Source organism: Nocardia sp. KT25-26, from assembly GCF_056627695.1.
In genome coordinates, this window is sequence record NZ_CM152813.1 from 1,082,351 (window position 1) to 1,099,595 (window position 17,245).

Here is a 17,245-nt window from a genome sequence, read left to right on the forward strand (position 1 = left end):
TCAGGATCCTTTCATCGTGCCGATTCCGAGTGAGCCGTTCGTTTCGGCCGGTGCCGCGGTGGCTGCGGTGCTCCCGGCCGCACTGCGCTCGACCGGTTCGAACTCGGGGACGGAGACCGGTATTCCGGCGGCGGTGGTGGCCGGTGCGGGCGGTGGATCGTCGAGGAATTCCACGGTCGGGGTGAAGAACAGGGTTCCGGTGACCGCGATGGAGAAGTCCAGGATCCGGTCGTAGGCGGCCTCGTCGGTGCCGACGAACATCCGTGTGAGCATCTCCTCGGTGACGCTGGGTGTCGCCGCGTAGGCGATGTAGTAGGTACCGAACTCGCCGGAGCCGACGCTGCCGAACGGCATATTGGCGCGCACGATCTGGCGTTCGGTGCCGTCCGGGTCCACCAGCGTGTTGACGGCCACATGCGAATTCGCCGGCTTCACGTCATCGGGCAGTTCGTAGTCGCCCAGCTTGGTGCGGCCGATCACCCGCTCCTGTTCCTCGACGGACAATGCCCGCCACTGGTCGAGAGGATGGGTGTACTTCTGCACGATCACGTAGCTGCCCCCGGCGAAATCCGGGTCCTCGTCGCCGACCACCGTCGCTGCCGTGGCCGCCGGGCCCTCCGGGTTCTCCGTCCCGTCCACGAAGCCGAGCAGATCACGCTGTTCGAAGTAACGGAATCCGACGGTCTCGTCGACGACGGTCGCCACGCCGCGCAGCCGTTCCCCGATCGCCATCGCCAGCTCGAAACAGGCGTCCTGGGTTTCGGCCTTGATGTGGAAGAGCAGGTCGCCGGGGGTGGCCGGTGCCGAGTGCACCGCGCCGGAGAACCCCGGGAAATCGTGCAGTTCGGCCGGTTTCGGGCCGTCGAAGAGGCGGTCCCAGGCCTGCGAGCCGATCGAGGTCACGCAGGTCAGGCCCGCGCCGGGTACCCGGAACCCGACCGAGCGACGCAGCCCGGAGAGTTCGGACAGCAGATCGCGCACCGCCGCTTCGCCACCGTCGTCGATGGTGGCGACGAGGAAGATTGCGGCCGGTGTGAGCGGTTCGAGGAACGGCTGCGGCTCACCCATGCGCACCAGAGTAGAGGGCCGCGCCGACAAAATCCGCGCGGCAGGCCGACACTACTTCGCGACGGTGAGCAGGAAGGCGACGTTGTCGATCGCCTTGACACTGTGCCGGGCCCGGGGGACCACGATCAGGTCGCCGGCCGAGCCCTTCCATTCGTCGGTGCCCGCGATGAGCGTCAGCGTCCCGCTGAGCACCTGGATGGTGGCGTCCCCGGCATTGTCGTGCTCGGCGAGGCTCTGCCCCTCGGCGAGGGCGACGACGGTCTGCCGCAGCGCATGGGTGTGACCGCCGACGACCGTCTGGGAACTGCGTCCGCTGCTCGCCCCGGCGGCCAGCTTGAGCTGCTGCCGGGCCAGCGCCGTCAGCGATTTCTTGTCCATGGGGACCACCTTTTCCGCGCGTGTTCACCGGGCGCACCGGGTGAGCTCGCAGCGGCCCCGCCGTGGCCGATGGTGTCCGATTCGTCGGCCACGTCCGGTGGGCTGTACCGGAGCGGGACCGTTCTCTGCCGAGTATGCCCGACTGCCTCGCTCCATTAGGGCATTTCGGTGATCGCTCCGGTGGGGGCGGCGGTGCGGGTGGGCGCGGTCAGGAATTCGCGGGCCGCGGTGCCGGTCGGTTGCCGGCGGCCCGGGTGAAGCGCCGGATGCGGTAGCGCAGGCCGGTTCGCGATTCCGCCCAGGCCGGGTCGTCCGCCTGCCAGCCGCAGTCGAGCTCCGGCGCATAGGCGTCGCCGGACACGTCGGTGTCGATCTCGGTGACCATCAGCTCGGTGGCGTAGGGCAGGGCGGCCCGGTAGATCTCCCCGCCACCGGTGACCCATACGTCCGCTCCGGTGGTGAGCCGCAGTGCCTCGGCCACCGAACCGGCACGCTCGGCGCCGGTTGCCGTCCACTCGGGTTTCCGGGTCACCACGATGTTGCGGCGGCCCGGCAGCGGACGGAATCGTTCCGGCAGCGAATCCCAGGTGCGGCGGCCCATGATCACCGGATGGCCTGCGGTCACCTGTTTGAAATGCGCCATGTCCTCCGGAACCCGCCACGGGATGCCGTTGTCCGAGCCGATCACGCCGGTCGGCGTCTGAGCCCAGATCAGGCCGATCAGGCCGGAGCCCACGCCGTGTTCAGGTGGCCTGAGTGGCGACCCTACGTGCTTACGCTCTGCGGCCTCCTCCGCGCCTTGACCGCTCATACGGCGACCGGTGCCTTGATCGCCGGGTGGTGCCGGTAGTCGTGCAGCACCACGTCCTCGTAGGCGTAGTCGAACAGCGTCGGCGCCGCCCGCAGTTCGAGCTGCGGGAAGGAGTACGGCTCGCGAGTGAGCTGTTCACGCACCTGATCGACATGATTGTCGTAGATGTGCACGTCGCCGCCGGTCCAGACGAAATCGCCGGGCTCCAGTTCGCACTGCTGGGCCACCATCCGGGTCAGCAGTGCGTAGCTGGCGATATTGAACGGAACGCCGAGGAACAGGTCGGCGCTGCGCTGGTAGAGCTGGCAGGACAACCGGCCGTCGGCGACATAGAACTGGAAGAAGGCATGGCACGGGGCGAGCGCCATCCGATCCAGATCGGCCACGTTCCAGGCCGAGACCAGCATCCGCCGGGAATCCGGGTCGGTCCGCAGCGTGTGCAGGACCTGGGAGAGCTGATCGATGTGCAATCCGTCCGGTGTCGGCCAGGACCGCCACTGGACCCCGTAGACGGGGCCGAGGTCGCCGTTCGCATCGGCCCATTCGTCCCAGATGGTCACGCCGTGCTGCTGTAGCCAGCGCACGTTGGAGTCGCCGCGGAGGAACCAGAGCAGTTCGTAGACGATCGACTTGAGGTGGACCCGTTTCGTGGTGATCAGCGGGAAGCCCGCCGACAGGTCGTAGCGCAGCTGATGGCCGAAGATGCTGCGGGTTCCGGTGCCGGTGCGGTCCGCCTTGGGCGTGCCCCGGTCCAGCACCAGCCGGAGCAGGTCTTCGTACTGCGTATCGGTCGCCACGCCTGCCGAGTCTACTGCGCGACCCACCTGGCAAGCTCTCGGCGTATGCGCAAGCTCTACGTGATCGGCATCGGTGCCGGTGACCCCGACCAGGTGACGATGCAGGCAGTGAAGGCCATGCGGCAGGCCGACACCTTCTTCGTCATCGGCAAGGGCGCCGAGAAGCAGGAACTCGTCGATGTGCGGACCGCAATCCTCACCGAGCACGTCCCGGGCCCGCATCGGATCGTCGAGATCGCCGACCCGCCGCGGGACCGGACGCCCGGTGCGGCCTACACCGATGTGGTGCAGGACTGGCACGAGCGCCGGTCGCTGCTCCTGGAGGCTGCGTTCGAGCAGGTCGACGGGGTGGCCGCGATCCTGGTCTGGGGCGATCCGGCGTTGTACGACAGCACGCTGCGAATGGTCGAACGGGTGCTCGAACGCGGCACCGTCCGGTTCGACCACCAGGTGATCCCCGGGGTCACCAGCGTCGCCGCCCTGGCCGCGGCGCACCGGACGGTGTTGCATCGGATCGGTGAGCCGGTGCACATCACCACCGGCCGGCGGCTGCGTGATGAGGGGCTCGGGCCCGGTTCGACGGTGGTGATGCTCGACGGGGAATGTTCGTTCACCGAGATCCCCGCGGCCGGTGTGCACATCTGGTGGGGGGCCTATCTGGGGATGCCGGACGAGGTGTGCATCGCGGGCGAGCTGGGCGAAGTGGCCGATCAGATCGTGGCCCGCCGGGCCGAGCTGCGCGCCGAGAAGGGCTGGATCATGGACGTCTACCTGTTGCGTCCCGCCGACACTGTCGGCGTCTGACGGTACCCTGGGCAGGTGCCCGAGCTGCCGGAGGTGGAAGCGCTGGCGCAGTTCCTGCGGGAACATGCGGTCGGCGCGGTGGTGGGGCGGATCGACGTCGCCGCGCTGAGCGCGATCAAGACCTACGACCCGCCGGTGACGGCGCTGTCCGGACGCGATGTGACCGGTGCGGACCGCTGGGGGAAGTTCCTCGGCCTGGACTGCGGGGGTCTGTGGTTGATCACCCACCTGGCCCGGGGTGGCTGGTTGCGCTGGGTCGACGAGCCGAATCCGGCCCCGCCCAAACCGGGCGGCCGCAGCCCGCTGGCGCTGCGGGTGCATCTGTTCACCCCGGCCGGCGCCACGCCCGCGATCGATCTCACCGAGGCCGGTACCAAGAAGAGTCTCGCGGTGTACGTCGTCACCGACCCGCGGCAGGTACCGGGGATCGCCCGGCTGGGCCCGGATGCGCTCGGCCTGTCCGAACCGGAGTTCGCCGACCTGCTGCGCGGGACCTCGGCGCGGGTGAAGACCGCACTCACCGAGCAGACGCTGCTCGCCGGGATCGGCAACGCCTACTCCGACGAGATTCTGCATGTCGCGAAGTTGTCGCCGTTCGCCACCGCGAAGAATCTCACCGACGACCAGATGTCGGTGTTGTACGCGGCGATGCGGGAAGTGCTGCTGGACGCAGTGCAACGATCGGCCGGGCAGGATGCGGCCCGGCTCAAAGGGGAGAAACGGGCCGGGCTGCGGGTGCACGCCCGTACCGGCCGGCCGTGCCCGGTGTGCGGCGATGTGGTCCGGGAGGTCGCCTTCGCCGACCGGTCCTTCCAGTACTGCCCCACCTGCCAGACCGGCGGCAAGGTGCTTGCGGACCGCCGGATGTCCCGGCTGCTCAAGTAGCTTCCGCGCGAGCCGCCTCCAGCAGTCGTAGCCAGAACTCGCTGACCGCCGGGAACGCCGGAACCGCGTGCCACAGGGTGCTCAGCGGCACCCGGCCCGCGATCGCCACGGTGGCGGCGTGCAACTGTTCGCCGACACCCGGGCCCACGAAGGTCGCGCCCAGTACGGTGCCGGTGGCCGAATCCAGGACCAGTTTCGCGTGCCCGCGGTAGTCGTCCCGGGCCAGGTACGCCCCGGCGACGTCGATATCCACCTCGACCGTTCGTACCCGGTATCCCGCCGCCCGGGCCTGCGCTTCGGTGCGGCCGGCCGACGCCAGTTCCGGTGTCGTGAACACCACCTGCGGTACGCAACCGTGGTCGGCGGAGGCCACGTACCGGCCGTCGGTGAGCGCCCGCCCCTCGGCCCGGGCGGCGATCACATCACCACACACCCGGGCCTGGTATTTACCCATATGCGTGAGCGGTGCCCGGTGGTTCACATCGCCGACCGCGTAGAGCCACCCACCGGGCACACCGGTCACGGCGAGCTGGTCGTCGACCTCGAGATATCCGCCGCCGGGCAGACCGACGGTGTCCAGGCCGAGTTGCCCGGTGGTGGGCGCGCGGCCGGTGGCCACCACGATCTCGTCGGCGGTGAGCTCGTCGCCGGGCAGCGTCACCGTCACCGGACCGCCGTGGATCCGGCCGATGCCGCAGTCGTGTGCCTCCGGTCGGTAGACGGCGGTGGCCGAGGTGCCGAACCGGATATCGACGCCGAGCCGGCGCAGCCCGTCGGCCACCTGCGCGGCGGCGAACGGTTCGGCGCGGGGCAGCAGCCGATCGTCCCGGACCACCATGGTCACCTGTTCGGCGCCGAGCTGGGCCAGCCAGGTGGCCGCCTCGCAGGCCACCACGCCGCCACCGATGAGCACCACCCGGCGGGGCACTACGGTCAGGTTCGTGACATCACGGGAGGTCCACGGCAGCGCGGCGCGCAGACCCGGCAGATCCGGGACGACGGCCCGGGTACCGGTGGCCAGCACGACGGCTTGCCGGGCCTGCAACAGCCGGTCGCCGACCCGGACCAGGCGTTCGCCGGCGAGCCGGCCGGGGCCGCGCAGCACCGTGATGTTCTCGCCCTCGGCCCAGCGCACCTGCCCGGAATCGTCGTGGTCGTGGACGAACCGGTCCCGGCGGGCCAGCACCTCGCCGGTCTGCGGACCGTTCACGGTCAACCCGGTGGCGGCCCGCGCCTCGTCGAGGACGGCGCCGGTCCGGAGCAGTGTCTTGCTGGGAATGCAGGCCCAGTAACTGCATTCGCCGCCGACCAGCTCGTGTTCGATCAGGGCGGCCGTGCGATCACTGCCGGCGATGGCATAGGCGGCGGCATTCTCACCCGCCGGACCGGCGCCGATCACGATCACGTCGAATTCGGCCGGCCGGGGCCGGTCCGGTGCGATCACTGCAGGTATCCCTCGACCTGATTCGGGGTGTTCAGCTGCGCATCGTCGGGGGAGGCGCCGGCGTCCTTGCGAGCGCGGCGCTGCCGCAGCAGATCCCAGCACTGGTCGAGGGTCACCTCCAGCTGGGCCAGCTGCTGCCGTTCGCTGACCGGGTCCATCTCCCCGGCCGTCGCCTTGGCCCGGAGGGCGTGCTCGTCGTCCACGAGTTGTTTGATCCGCGCCAGAATGTCCTGTTCGGTCATGACCCACCACTTCACTGCTCGTCGGTATACGTCCGGGCGTGCATGGAACCGTATGGAATGTTCTCCATGCTAAGGCCGGAGGCCGCCACGGAACGATCACTACCGGGGGCCGGTCGCCGGACCGTGCGGTGCGAGGTACCGCCCGCTCGGACCGCGGGGTCAGCGGTGGTGCCCGGCCAGGATCTCGGCCGCCGATTCGACGGCACCGGGCAGCTGTGCTTGCGGCAGGGCCGTGTATCCGACGGCGATACCGAAGTGGTGCGGTGTCGTCGTGTGATGCCGGGCCAGACCGTCCAGCAGCAGCCCGTGTGCCCGGGCGGCGGCGATCGCCCGGCGTTCCGCCGCGGCCGTGCGAAGCGGCACGACCACATGCGAACCCGCTCGGTCTCCGAGGACGGTGAGCCCGTGCCGGCGCAACGAGCCGACCGTGGCGGCCCGGCGGACCGGGACCAGGCGCCGCAGGCGGCGCAGGTGCCGGGCCAGATCGCCGTGTTCGGCCAGACCGGCCAGCACCCGCTGGCCCGCGGGCGCCGGGGAGGTACCGGTGCCGAGCCGGTGGCCCAGCACGGCGTCGGCGATATCGGGTCGCGCCACCAGCCAGCCGATGCCGAGCGTGGGCGAGAGGATCTTGCTGGTGGTGCCGAGATGCACGACCACATCCGGTGCCACCGCGGCCAGCAACGGCAGCGGGGCGGTGTCGTACCGCAGTTCGCCGTCGTAGTCGTCCTCGATGATCAGCGCATCGTGCCGGCGTGCGAAATCGATCAACGCCATCCGGCGCTCGGCGGGCATCCGGGCACCGAGCGGGTATTGGTGTGCGGGCGTGCAGTAGACGGCGCGGACCGCATCGGGCAAGCGGTCGACCCGGAGCCCGTCGGCGTCCACCGGCACCGGCAGCACGGTCACTCCGGCGGCCCGGAAGGCGCCGACCGCGCGCGGGTAGCCGGGTTCCTCGACGGCCACCCGGTCGCCCGGCCGCAACACCGCCGCGGCCAGCTCGCCGACCGCGGCCGTGGTTCCGGCGGTGGCGAGCACGACGGCCGGGGTATCGGTGCGCAGGCCGCGATGCCGCAACAGATGATCGGTCACGGCGGCCCGGAAGCCCGGTTCGCCGCCGCGGTCCTTGCGGAGGTCGGGCGGCCGGTCGGCGGCCGCTCGCCACGCGCGCCGCCACGCCGCCCGGTCCACCGCATCGAGGCAGGGCGCACCGGGAACCAGATCCAGCAGTCCGCCGGGCGATTCGATCGTCGGCGGGCGCGCCACCGACGCGGCCGGCCCCGGCGGCTCGGTCGTCAGATAGGTGCCGGAGCCGCGCCGGCCGGTCAACCAGCCCTCGGCATGCAGTTGCTCGTAGGCGGTGACCACGACGGTGCGGCTGACACCCAACTGCCCGGCCAGGGTCCGGCTCGCGGGTAGCCGCTCGCCGCGGCGTAGTACCCCGCCGGTGGCGGCCGCGCGCACCGCATCGGCGAGCTGCACCGACAGGGGTACCGCCGAGTCGCGGTCCACGGCGACGGGTAGTTCGTCGAACACTCTGTCTCCCGACGGATCGGCCGGTGGTGTCCGGAGCAACAGCCCGGAATCCGGAATTGGTCTGTCGAAATCAGCCGGAATTGGCGATTCCGGAATGCCATTATGGTTGCCAGGCTGAAACCATGACCGAGCACACCCGTCCTCCGTTGTCCCCGACCCCGCGCAGCACCCTCAATCGGTCGAAGCACCGAGCCCGCACGGACCGGGCGGAACTCGACGCCGTCCTGGACGAGGGAGTGATCTGCCATCTGGGCGTTCGGCTGGGTGATGCGCCGGTCGTACTGCCCACGGCGTACGGCCGCGCCGGTGATGTTCTGTTCCTGCACTGTTCCACCGGGGCGGGCGGGATGCGGGCAGCGCTCGACTCCGAGGTCTCCGTCGCGGTGACCCATGTCGACGGCCTGGTGCTCGCCCGTTCGGCCATGCACTTCTCGATGAACTACCGCAGTGCCGTGGTGCGCGGTCAGGCTGTCGAAGTAGCCGACCCCGAGGCCCGGCTGGCGGCGCTGCGGGTGATCGTCGAACACTCCGCGCCCGGGTCCTGGGATCGGGTCCGGCCGCCGAACCGCAAGGAACTCGCCGCCACCCTGGTCTTCGCGCTGGACCTCACCGAAGCGTCGCTGAAGGTGCGCACCGGCGGCCCGGTCGACGAGGCCGAAGACGTGGCGGCCGGTGGTGTCTGGGCCGGGACCGTACCGTTGCGGCAGGTCTGGGGCGAGCCGGTACCGGCGGCCGACCTGGAGCCGGGGATACCGGTTCCGGAAGGGATCGTGCGGGGCGCCGGTACACCACGATCGGATGCCGAAACGGTGGCCACGGTGCCGTGCTGACGGAAACCGGGCGCGGTGCCGGGTACCGTCGCGGGGATGACCGAGGCCGAGACGAGCGGCGATCCGATTCCCGCCGACCGGGTTGCCGATGCCGCGCTCGCGGTGCTGGACCGGGACGGGCTGCTCGGCCTGACGGTCGCGGCCGTCGCGGACCGGCTGGGCGTGCCGCTCACCGGATTGCCACCCTGGGCGGCCCGCCCCTCCGATATCGAACGGCTCGTGACGACCCGGGTGCTGGAACGAGTTCCGCTGGGGCAGCTCACGGACCCGGGCGTGGAGTGGACCTCCGCGGTCGTCCAGTTCGCCTTGGCGGCGCGAGCTCAGGTGATACCGCATCCCGGCGTGGCGGCACTGCTGTTGACCACCTCGATGGATGATGCGGCGCCCCGCGATATCGGCGAGGCATTGTTCGCCTGCCTCGATCGCGGCGGGGTGCCACGTGCGCTGCAGGCACACGGGGTGTATGCACTACTGGTACAGATCGCCGGCACCCTCGCGATGGACATCGGGGGCCGCGACCGGCCTCCGGTGCCCAGCGAAGCCGACCGCATCCGGCAGCGGCGCGCCGAACTCGACGATCTCGACGGGCACCGATGGCCGCGGCTGACGTCGGCGGCCGACGAGATCGCGGAATGGGTCGGTCTGGACCAGTTCGTCTGGGGAATCCGGATGGTGCTCAACGGGTTGGCGTTGTTCTGATCACCAGTCCCGGAGCCGGATACCGGCGCCGGCAGCGCTGTGCCGGGCGGCCTCGGTCACCGTGGTCGCATCCGCGGTGAGCCCGACCAAGGCCAGCGTGTACTCGCCGCCGGTGCGAACGAGGTAGCCGGACAGGCGGGTCCGCGGTGCGCGGACGGGATCCAGACCCGGATGGATCGCTCGAGCCACCACGCCGGTGCATTCGTGCGGACCGATCCGACGCAGCCGGTCCGGGAGCGCGCCGATATTGGAGCACAGGATGTCTCGCTCCCCGGCGCCCCGGCTGAGTGCGTAGGCGACTCGGTCGGGCACCACCTGCAGGATCTCCTCGGGCAGGCCGGCGGGGGCGGACATCCGGCGTCGGTAAGCGGCCCGCGCTTTCGCGCGCAACCGTGCCGGGGTGTCGTCCCGGGTGATCACCACCTCGGTGACCGCGAGGTCGTTGTCGACGCGCGGCTCCTCCCGGGTGTCCACCGGCACACTGGCGGTGATGCTGTCCGCCGGAAACCCGCACTGCCACAGCGTCTGTGCGGTGAGCCAGAGGAACAGGCTGTTCGCCGAGCCGTCGGTAGCGGCTGCAGCATCGTCCCATTCGGTTGCCGGACAGGTGAATATCTTCCCGAACGGTTCGCATGCCGGCAGCGGGGACGCCGCTCCCGGCCGGGGTGGCCGGGGCAGCCCGCCGCGTAGCGCTCGCAGCGTTCCACCCAGCACCACGCCCCATTGCCGCCGGGCATCCACCCATTCCGATACCGATCGCCGCGGCCCGGGCATGGTGGCCGGTGGGTGCCGGGTGACTGTGCTGTGCGCCGGGCCGATGAGCGCCGAGCCGGGGTCGGTACCGGAGGACAGGTCGCGCAATGCCAGGTCCACGGCGTGGCTGAGGCCGCGCGCGTCGGCGAGGGCATGCGAGCAGGTCAGTGCGACGACGGTCCCGCCATCGGTGCACCATCCGGCCGAAAGCCGCCAGCCCGGACCGTATTCCGGATCCAGCCCGCCGCCCTGTCGATCCGCCCAGGTCAGCACGGTGTAGGGGGAGAGCGGCTCGGGTGCCGTCGCCACCGGGTAGGCCCGGGTGGTGCGCTGCCACCCGCGGCGGGCGCTCGGAATCCGGGCACCCACGACCCGGCGGCCCAGCGGCCCGCTGCGCAGCCGGTCGTGGATCTGCTGCAGCAGTGCGATGTCCATCCGATCGGTGGTCCGCCACAACCCCTGCAGTGCGATCGGCGTCCCCATACCGCGATGGGTGCGCAGGAAGATCTCGTCGACGACGGTGAGTCGATCGATCACGTGAGTTCCCCCGGTGTGTGGCGGTACGGGCCGTGCGCGCGGGCTCGGTGGTGTCGAGTCGACGGGCTGTTCGGGTGCGGCCGATTCCGCGGCTTCGGTCGGTTGTGTGGGGAGCCCGGTGGTGGCTCGGATCGGTTGTGTGGGGTGCGGAGGTCACGGCCCGATGCCGCCTCCGGCAGGTCGGGCACGGCCGGTACGGTCCACCGGGGCACCCAGCGGGTGGGTGGCGCGCAGGTGCCGGCGGTCCGGCACGTCATGGGTGCGCGGCGTTTCCGTGCCGCCCCGCCCCGTCGGCGAAGCGCCGTGCCCCGTCGAGCGCGCCGTCGAGCAGGGCTGCCCGGCCGTGCCGGAACTCGATACCCAGCGCCTCGTCCTCGTCGTGGCCGTACCCCTCGAGTAGTGCGGCACGGTCCGAGCGCAGGCAGGTCTGGGGGAGGGCGGCCAGTTGTGCGGCCAGCTCCTCGGCGGCGTGCCGCGCTTCACCCGGCGGGACCACCCGGGTCACCAGGCCCATCTGCAATGCCTCCGGGGCACTGACGGCGCGTCCGGTGAGGATCATGTCCAGCGCCCGGCCCTCGCCGACGATGCGGGGGAGCCGGACGGTGCCGCCGTCGATCAGCGGTACACCCCAGCGCCGGCAGAACACGCCGAAGGTGGCGTCCTGTTCGGCGATGCGCAGATCGCACCACAGCGCCAGTTCCAGGCCGCCGGCGACGGCATAGCCGGAAACCGCGGCGATCACCGGTTTGGTCAGGCGCATCCGGGTCGGTCCCATCGGTCCGTCGCCGGTCTCTTCGGCGCGGTTGCTGTGCTCGGTGCCGAGTGCTTTCAGGTCGGCACCGGCGCAGAAGGTGCCGTGTTCGCCGTAGAGGACGGCGACGGCCGCATTCGGATCGGCGTCGAAGGCGCGGAATGCGGCCGCGAGGGCCGCCGCGGTCGGTCCGTCCACGGCATTGCGGGCGTGCGGGCGATCCAGGATCACCGTGGTCACCGGACCGGCATGTTCGACTCGCACAGACATGACTCGACGATACTGCCCGGACCATGCTTGCGTGAAGTAGTGAATCAGTGCTTCACTTCTTGGTGTGGTGTACCGCAGAACCCCGGCCGTCCAGGCCCGGCTCGATGCCCAGCGCGAGTTGATCGTGCAGGGTGCCACCCGCGTGCTCGGCAGCGACGGCTTCGCGGGTCTGTCGATGGCCGCGGTCGCCGCGGCCGCGGGCGTGGCCACCGGAACCGTCTACCGGCATTTCGAGAACAAGGCCGCACTGGTCAATGCGGTCTTCGCGGCAGTGGTGGCCCGGGAGGTGGCTGCGGTATCGGCCGCGGTGACGCACGGGACGGCGATCGAACGGGTCACCGCGGCGGTCGAGACCTTCGCGGGCCGCGCCTGCAAGAACCCCAAACTCGCCTACGTCCTGCTGGCCGAACCGGTCGATACCGCCGTCGACGCGCAGCGGCTGCAGTTCCGCCGCGCGTTCGCCACCGCCTTCGAGACCGCGATCGCCACCGGCGTCGCCACCGGTGAGCTGCCCGCACAGGACCCACGCACCGCGGCCGCCGCGCTGGTCGGCGCCATCGGCGAGGTGCTGGTCGGCCCGCTGTCGGCCACCCCGAATGCCGAGACCGTTGTCCCCGAATTGGTCACCTTCGCCGTCCGGGCGCTCGGTGCCTCGCGCACCGCCCGTACGGCCGCGAACTGAGGAGTCCGGCGATGCCGACACACGAAGTCTTCAACCAGGTCCCCGATATCGTCCCGTTCGACTTCGGGCAGAACCCGGCATTGCTGGAGGGGCTGCACCGGGAGGGTGCCGGCTGGGCCGAAGCCGAGGTGCACCATCTCGGCGAGCTCGCCGGTGGCGCCGAAGCCCGGGAGTGGGGCCGGCTCGCCAACGAGCAGCCGCCGGTCCTGCACACCCACGACCGCTGGGGTAACCGGGTCGACGAGGTCGAGTTCCATCCGTACTGGCACGAACTGATGACCGTGGCGGTGGAGCACGGCCTGCACGGCAGTCCGTGGCGGGACGACCGGCAGGGCGCCCACACCGCCCGGGCGGCCAAGTTCTTCACCTGGGGCGCGGCCGACGCCGGCCATATGTGCCCGATCTCGATGACCTACGCCGTGGTCCCCGCGCTGCGGCACAATCCGGAACTGTCCGCGCAGTACGAACCGCTGCTCGCCGCCCGCAGCTACGATTTCGGGCTCCGGGAGCCCAGCGGCAAAACCGGTCTGATCGCAGGCATGTCGATGACCGAGAAGCAGGGTGGTTCGGATGTCCGCGCCAACACCACCACCGCGACGCCGCAACCGGACGGCTCGTACCGGATCGTCGGGCACAAGTGGTTCACCTCCGCGCCCATGTCGGACATGTTCCTGACCCTGGCGCAGGCGCCGGGCGGGCTGTCCTGCTTCCTGCTGCCCCGGGTGCTGCCCGACGGCACCCGCAACCCGATCCGGATCCAGCGGCTCAAGGACAAACTCGGCAACAAGTCCAATGCCTCCTCCGAGATCGAATACGAGAACGCCACCGGCTGGCTGGTGGGCGCCGAGGGTGCGGGGGTCAAGACCATCATCGAGATGGTCAACATGACCCGCCTGGACTGCGTGATCGGATCGGCCACCGGAATGCGGATGGGTGCGGTGCAGGCGATCCATCACGCCCGGCACCGGGACGTGTTCGGCGCCAAGCTGATCGATCAGCCCGCCATGCGCAATGTCCTCGCCGACCTGGTCATCGAATCCGATGCCGCGACCACCGTGATGATGCGGCTCGCCGGTGCCACCGACCGCGCAGGCACCGACCCGGCGGAGGCGGCACTGCGTCGGATCGCCCTCGCGGTCACCAAGTACTGGGTGTGCAAGCGGGCGCCCGCGCATGCGGCCGAGGCGCTGGAATGCCTGGGCGGCAACGGTTACGCCGAGGAGTCCGGGATGCCGCGGCTGTACCGGGAGGCGCCGCTGATGTCGATCTGGGAGGGCTCCGGCAATGTCGCCGCACTCGATGCCCTGCGCGCCATGGGCCGCCAGCCGGAAACCGTCGAGGCCTACTTCGCCGAAGTTAACCTGGCCCGCGGCGCCGACCCCCGCCTCGACCATGCGATCGACCGAGTCGGCAAGGAACTCGCCGATCTCGGAGACATCGAATTCCGCACCCGCCGCGTCATCGAACTGATGGCGTTGGTCCTGCAGGGCGCCCAACTGGTCCGGCACGGCCACGCCGCCGTAGCGGACGCCTTCTGCGCCACCCGCCTCGGCGACGACTGGGGCATCGCCTTCGGCACCCTCCCCACCGGAGTGGACACCGACCCGATCATCCGCCGAGGCTACGTGCATCCCTGACTCCCAATAAGCGTGCCGTCGAGGGAGCGTCGATGGCGGCGTCGGCCGAGTGGCCCCGTCATGAGCGCTCCCTCGACGGCGTTGCGGGGGCGACGGTGTGGGGAGGGAGCTCGGTTGGTCGGGGCGGCTCGTTGGTGATCCGGCGGCGCGTAACGTCGGGATCGGGGGCCGGTCGGGTCGATGATGAGCAGATGGGCGAATCGAACAGGACCGGGTGGAAGCGGACGTTGCGCAATGTCGCCACCGTGGTGTTCGCCGTACTGGTTTTCTACGGGATTCCGGTGGACTGGGACATCGCCGCCCCGGATTGGCCGGGGCGCGTCGTCGGGCTGGCGTTGTTCGTCGCCGGCCTGGCCGGGCTCAGTGTGATGGCATTCCGGCAGGTCGAACGGTATATGCATGCCCCGGAGACGATGCACGGGCGACTGGACGGGATGCTGCTCGTGGTGTGCGTGGCGGTGATGTTCTTCGCGCTGATCTACTACCGACTGCAGGTCGGCGACCCGAGCCAGTTCGACGGTCTGGCCACCCGCACCGACTCGCTGTACTACACCTTGGTGACACTGGCGACGGTCGGCTTCGGCGATGTACATCCCGTCGGCCAACTCTCGCGGGTGGTGACGATGATCCAGATCCTGTTCAACCTGCTGGTGATCGGCACACTCTTGTCGATCGTCACCACCGGTGTCGCCGCCCGCCTGCATCGGGCCACCGGAAAGGGTGCCGAATCCGACGGGTCGTGACGGGTATCGTGCGCGGGCTGCGACCTCGACGAGGCCATCGCCGACCCACTGCCGCGCTGGTCCGGCGCAAACTCAACCGGCGAGGGCGGCATGCTTCCCCTCACCCGGAAGTGCCTTGTAGAGGCCGTCCACGATGTCGCGGATGGCGACCAGCGCCATCGAATTGTCGGCGATCCACTCGAGCGTCGCGGACAAGAGCGATTTCACCTTCGATGCCGCGCTCGCTATCGATGCCATGGCCTGGCTGATGACCAGCGGAGTGGCGGTGCCCGCCGAGATGGCCAATTCGGCCGTCCAAGCCACGAACTTGCCGGCCAGAGCAGCGAGGATGTCGCGAACGGCGGTGCGGATGCCGGCGATCACCTCGCCCATCGACCGCGTCATTTCGGCGATCCCGTGCGCCGCGATGCCCAAGCCGGCGGCCGAGTTGTTCTGGTTTCCCACGTAGACCTGATACGCGTCGGCTGCCAATCCCGCCCAGTTGCCGATCTCGGTATCGACCGCTTGGCCGAGGTCTTCCGATACCGCGAGCATGTGCTCGCCGATGTTGTACCAGGACTTGGCGTACGCCTGAATCATCTCCGGACTGCCGGTGAACATTTCCAGTGCTTCACGGAGCGGCTGAACGTGTTCCATCATCCACGTCGCGATCTGGCCACCGATATATCCGAAGGGGTCGGTGGCCAACGAAAGCATGTCCAAGCCGGCTGCGGCCACGCCCAACATGATCAATCCGCGATCGGCTTCCGCTACTCCGTCACGAATCTCGTTGATGGCCTCGAGTGTGGTCAAGCCGGCGGTGCCGGCGTCCCAGTCTGCGGACCAGTCCCGATCTCGGGTCCAGCCGTCGTATACGTTCTCGCGGTCGGTGCCGGGGTCGATGAGCGTGTTATCGATCGTGGCGTTGGGCGACGGGATCATGGAGCCCTCGCCGTCGAGGATGTTCGGTGGCATCGGTGTACTTTCTGGTGCGGCGGTTCAGACTCGGATATCCACTTCGTCCAAGTCCCTGGCCCGCTCGGTATCCTGGTTCTCGAATTCGGTGGCGCATTTATCCAGTTTTCCGGCTGTATCGTCGAGTGTTTCGCTCGCGGCGCGCAGGGCCCGAGCTGTTGTCTCCTGGAGAACCAGCAGTCCCGCGGCCAGCGGCCGTCCGATCACGCCGTAGCCGTCCTCGAGCATGCTGAGATGCTCGGCGGCGTCTGCGGCGTAGGCGACCCGGCCGCTGCATGCGGTCACCGATCCGCCGTGGGTCCGCAGCTCGTCCGGATCTACTGACACATTCCCTGTCATCGGCTTCCTTCGTGTTCGGCTATGGACTTGGACGCACCGGGTAGTAGATCGGTTCCCTCGGTCGGTTACCGCATCCGGGTCGTGCCCGGGTCTCGGACTACTTGCGGTGTGTAGGGTGCGCTGGGGAGGCGAGGGGAGTCGTTCATGAGTTTGCTGCCTGCGGTGTTGCCCGGTGTCGAGAATCCGGATGAAGTGCCCGAGTTGCAGCGACGCTGGGGCGAGGTGCGCCCGCTGCTCAACGGCATCTTCCTCATCATTCCGGGGATCGTGGTGTTGTTGTACGCCACCTATGCGGCGCCGCTCGGCGGGAAGATCGACGATCGCGCGGTGACGCAGGTGCTCGCCGCTGTCGTCGGGGGTGTGGGTGGGATGGTGCCCGGCTGGGTGTGGTTACGGCGGGTGGGGCTGTCAGACTGGTCGTCCTGGCCGTTGGCGGGCCTGGGCTTCGTCTTTCTGCAGGCCATGATCGCCCATTTTGTCGTTGACGCCGCGGTGCGCTTGCTGGCTGTCGACTACGACGTGTTCGCCGAGGAGGTCGTGCGCTGGCGATGGGTGCCGGTGGTCGGATGTATTGCTCTGGCCCCGGTCGCCGGGTTCGTGGGGGTCATCGCGCGCCGGCGGATGGTTTCACCGCTCACCGGGGAGCTCGGAGCCGTAGCGGTGCCGGTCACGCTCGTCGACGAGTCCGCTTCGAGGAGGGGACATGTGCCTCGTCATCCGTTGGACAGTGTGGCGGTCCACGCCTTGTCCGACCGGCTGAAGATCGTGAGCAGCTATTCCTGGGGGCACGGAACTGCTCCGCCGCCCGAGACATCGTGGATCCGGTATCGCGACATCGTTGCGGTGCAGGCCGTCACGTTGTCGTACGCCGATCGCCAATGCCCGTGGTTCGTGTCGGAGCGGGGGATCCCGTGGTACTTCTCCGGCTCTCGGGCGGTGCGCATCGATTTCATCGATCGATCCCGTGCCGGAACGGTCTATCCGCTGCTGTTGCCGGTGCTGGAGCCCGAGACCGTCGCGCTGTTCCTGACCACTCGGATCCGGCGACTGAGGAACAGTATGCAGTGGCCGAACTGACTTCGGGGCAT

General features: G+C 69.7%; 19 protein-coding genes. 8 read left to right on the plus strand and 11 right to left on the minus strand.

The window, feature by feature from the left end:
* The 4 genes from AC1HFH_RS04785 to AC1HFH_RS04800 all read right to left on the minus strand — a co-directional run bounded on the left by AC1HFH_RS04785 (nucleotide 1) and on the right by AC1HFH_RS04800 (nucleotide 3,054).
* Nucleotides 1–1,068, minus strand: coding sequence for a Dyp-type peroxidase (locus tag AC1HFH_RS04785; RefSeq protein WP_480246218.1), 1,068 nt, complete (start codon nucleotides 1,066–1,068; stop codon nucleotides 1–3).
* A gap of 51 nt (nucleotides 1,069–1,119) precedes the next feature.
* Nucleotides 1,120–1,446 (minus strand): cupin domain-containing protein, encoded by a 327-nt coding sequence (locus AC1HFH_RS04790; protein WP_480246219.1) that lies wholly within the window; start codon nucleotides 1,444–1,446, stop codon nucleotides 1,120–1,122.
* A gap of 208 nt (nucleotides 1,447–1,654) precedes the next feature.
* Nucleotides 1,655–2,182: a dihydrofolate reductase gene (locus AC1HFH_RS04795; RefSeq protein ID WP_480246220.1), complete on the minus strand. Its 528-nt coding sequence runs from the start codon at nucleotides 2,180–2,182 to the stop codon at nucleotides 1,655–1,657.
* 71 nt (nucleotides 2,183–2,253) lie between these two features.
* Entirely contained in the window at nucleotides 2,254–3,054 is an 801-nt protein-coding gene (locus AC1HFH_RS04800; protein ID WP_480246221.1) for a thymidylate synthase, read from the minus strand.
* A gap of 45 nt (nucleotides 3,055–3,099) precedes the next feature.
* Here AC1HFH_RS04800 and cobF point away from each other — a divergent pair, with 45 nt between their 5' ends.
* Nucleotides 3,100–3,858 carry a precorrin-6A synthase (deacetylating) gene (cobF, locus tag AC1HFH_RS04805; protein ID WP_480246222.1) on the plus strand — a complete coding sequence of 253 codons (759 nt, stop codon included), beginning with the start codon at nucleotides 3,100–3,102 and terminating at the stop codon, nucleotides 3,856–3,858.
* A gap of 15 nt (nucleotides 3,859–3,873) precedes the next feature.
* Nucleotides 3,874–4,743: an Fpg/Nei family DNA glycosylase gene (locus AC1HFH_RS04810; protein ID WP_480246223.1), complete on the plus strand. Its 870-nt coding sequence runs from the start codon at nucleotides 3,874–3,876 to the stop codon at nucleotides 4,741–4,743.
* Here AC1HFH_RS04810 and AC1HFH_RS04815 read toward each other — a convergent pair.
* The 3 genes from AC1HFH_RS04815 to pdxR form a co-directional block, all read right to left on the minus strand.
* A complete protein-coding gene (locus AC1HFH_RS04815; RefSeq protein WP_480246224.1) occupies nucleotides 4,736–6,187 on the minus strand; it encodes a dihydrolipoyl dehydrogenase family protein in 1,452 nt (483 codons plus the stop codon). The genes AC1HFH_RS04810 and AC1HFH_RS04815 overlap by 8 nt on opposite strands.
* Nucleotides 6,184–6,429 carry a DUF2630 family protein gene (locus AC1HFH_RS04820; RefSeq protein ID WP_480246225.1) on the minus strand — a complete coding sequence of 82 codons (246 nt, stop codon included), beginning with the start codon at nucleotides 6,427–6,429 and terminating at the stop codon, nucleotides 6,184–6,186. The genes AC1HFH_RS04815 and AC1HFH_RS04820 overlap by 4 nt, the downstream gene beginning before the upstream one ends.
* A 159-nt stretch (nucleotides 6,430–6,588) precedes the next feature.
* Complete coding sequence (gene pdxR / locus AC1HFH_RS04825) at nucleotides 6,589–7,962, minus strand: MocR-like pyridoxine biosynthesis transcription factor PdxR (protein WP_480246226.1); 1,374 nt, start codon at nucleotides 7,960–7,962, stop codon at nucleotides 6,589–6,591.
* A 122-nt stretch (nucleotides 7,963–8,084) separates the two neighbouring features.
* Here pdxR and AC1HFH_RS04830 point away from each other — a divergent pair, with 122 nt between their 5' ends.
* On the plus strand, nucleotides 8,085–8,792 hold the full coding sequence (locus AC1HFH_RS04830) for a pyridoxamine 5'-phosphate oxidase family protein (RefSeq protein WP_480246227.1): 708 nt from the start codon (nucleotides 8,085–8,087) through the stop codon (nucleotides 8,790–8,792).
* 36 nt (nucleotides 8,793–8,828) lie between these two features.
* Entirely contained in the window at nucleotides 8,829–9,491 is a 663-nt protein-coding gene (locus AC1HFH_RS04835) for a hypothetical protein (RefSeq protein WP_480246228.1), read from the plus strand.
* Here AC1HFH_RS04835 and AC1HFH_RS04840 read toward each other — a convergent pair whose 3' ends face one another.
* The gene (locus tag AC1HFH_RS04840) at nucleotides 9,492–10,781 is read right to left on the minus strand and encodes a hypothetical protein (protein ID WP_480246229.1); all 1,290 of its coding nucleotides are present in this window, start codon (nucleotides 10,779–10,781) and stop codon (nucleotides 9,492–9,494) included. It abuts the gene before it with no gap.
* A 253-nt stretch (nucleotides 10,782–11,034) separates the two neighbouring features.
* Entirely contained in the window at nucleotides 11,035–11,802 is a 768-nt protein-coding gene (locus AC1HFH_RS04845) for a crotonase/enoyl-CoA hydratase family protein (protein ID WP_480246230.1), read from the minus strand.
* Nucleotides 11,803–11,866: 64 nt separating this feature from the next.
* Between AC1HFH_RS04845 and AC1HFH_RS04850 the strand changes: the two genes are divergently transcribed.
* The 3 genes from AC1HFH_RS04850 (at nucleotide 11,867) to AC1HFH_RS04860 (ending at nucleotide 14,864) form a co-directional block, all read left to right on the plus strand.
* Nucleotides 11,867–12,484 carry a TetR family transcriptional regulator gene (locus AC1HFH_RS04850; protein WP_480246231.1) on the plus strand — a complete coding sequence of 206 codons (618 nt, stop codon included), beginning with the start codon at nucleotides 11,867–11,869 and terminating at the stop codon, nucleotides 12,482–12,484.
* 11 nt (nucleotides 12,485–12,495) lie between these two features.
* Nucleotides 12,496–14,121 (plus strand): acyl-CoA dehydrogenase family protein, encoded by a 1,626-nt coding sequence (locus tag AC1HFH_RS04855; protein WP_480246232.1) that lies wholly within the window; start codon nucleotides 12,496–12,498, stop codon nucleotides 14,119–14,121.
* A 191-nt stretch (nucleotides 14,122–14,312) separates the two neighbouring features.
* On the plus strand, nucleotides 14,313–14,864 hold the full coding sequence (locus AC1HFH_RS04860) for a potassium channel family protein (protein ID WP_480246233.1): 552 nt from the start codon (nucleotides 14,313–14,315) through the stop codon (nucleotides 14,862–14,864).
* A gap of 72 nt (nucleotides 14,865–14,936) precedes the next feature.
* Here AC1HFH_RS04860 and AC1HFH_RS04865 read toward each other — a convergent pair whose 3' ends face one another.
* Nucleotides 14,937–15,818, minus strand: a complete 882-nt coding sequence (locus tag AC1HFH_RS04865; protein WP_480246234.1) for a WXG100 family type VII secretion target — start codon at nucleotides 15,816–15,818, stop codon at nucleotides 14,937–14,939.
* A 24-nt stretch (nucleotides 15,819–15,842) separates the two neighbouring features.
* On the minus strand, nucleotides 15,843–16,157 hold the full coding sequence (locus tag AC1HFH_RS04870) for a type VII secretion target (RefSeq protein ID WP_480246235.1): 315 nt from the start codon (nucleotides 16,155–16,157) through the stop codon (nucleotides 15,843–15,845).
* Between the two features lie 222 nt (nucleotides 16,158–16,379).
* On the opposite strand from AC1HFH_RS04870, the gene AC1HFH_RS04875 reads away from it, so the two are divergent.
* Nucleotides 16,380–17,234: a hypothetical protein gene (locus AC1HFH_RS04875; protein WP_480246236.1), complete on the plus strand. Its 855-nt coding sequence runs from the start codon at nucleotides 16,380–16,382 to the stop codon at nucleotides 17,232–17,234.
* Nucleotides 17,235–17,245: the final 11 nt, after the last annotated feature.

What these genes read in the sequence shown, in the direction of transcription:
- AC1HFH_RS04785 (WP_480246218.1), bottom strand. Translation starts at nt 1,068, where the DNA reads ATGGGTGAGCCGCAGCCGTTCCTCGAACCGCTCACACCGGCCGCAATC.
- AC1HFH_RS04790 (WP_480246219.1), bottom strand. Translation starts at nt 1,446, where the DNA reads ATGGACAAGAAATCGCTGACGGCGCTGGCCCGGCAGCAGCTCAAGCTG.
- AC1HFH_RS04860 (WP_480246233.1), top strand. Translation starts at nt 14,313, where the DNA reads ATGGGCGAATCGAACAGGACCGGGTGGAAGCGGACGTTGCGCAATGTC.
- AC1HFH_RS04865 (WP_480246234.1), bottom strand. Translation starts at nt 15,818, where the DNA reads ATGCCACCGAACATCCTCGACGGCGAGGGCTCCATGATCCCGTCGCCC.
- AC1HFH_RS04820 (WP_480246225.1), bottom strand. Translation starts at nt 6,429, where the DNA reads ATGACCGAACAGGACATTCTGGCGCGGATCAAACAACTCGTGGACGAC.
- cobF (WP_480246222.1), top strand. Translation starts at nt 3,100, where the DNA reads ATGCGCAAGCTCTACGTGATCGGCATCGGTGCCGGTGACCCCGACCAG.
- AC1HFH_RS04830 (WP_480246227.1), top strand. Translation starts at nt 8,085, where the DNA reads ATGACCGAGCACACCCGTCCTCCGTTGTCCCCGACCCCGCGCAGCACC.
- AC1HFH_RS04835 (WP_480246228.1), top strand. Translation starts at nt 8,829, where the DNA reads ATGACCGAGGCCGAGACGAGCGGCGATCCGATTCCCGCCGACCGGGTT.
- AC1HFH_RS04855 (WP_480246232.1), top strand. Translation starts at nt 12,496, where the DNA reads ATGCCGACACACGAAGTCTTCAACCAGGTCCCCGATATCGTCCCGTTC.
- AC1HFH_RS04870 (WP_480246235.1), bottom strand. Translation starts at nt 16,157, where the DNA reads ATGACAGGGAATGTGTCAGTAGATCCGGACGAGCTGCGGACCCACGGC.
- AC1HFH_RS04845 (WP_480246230.1), bottom strand. Translation starts at nt 11,802, where the DNA reads ATGTCTGTGCGAGTCGAACATGCCGGTCCGGTGACCACGGTGATCCTG.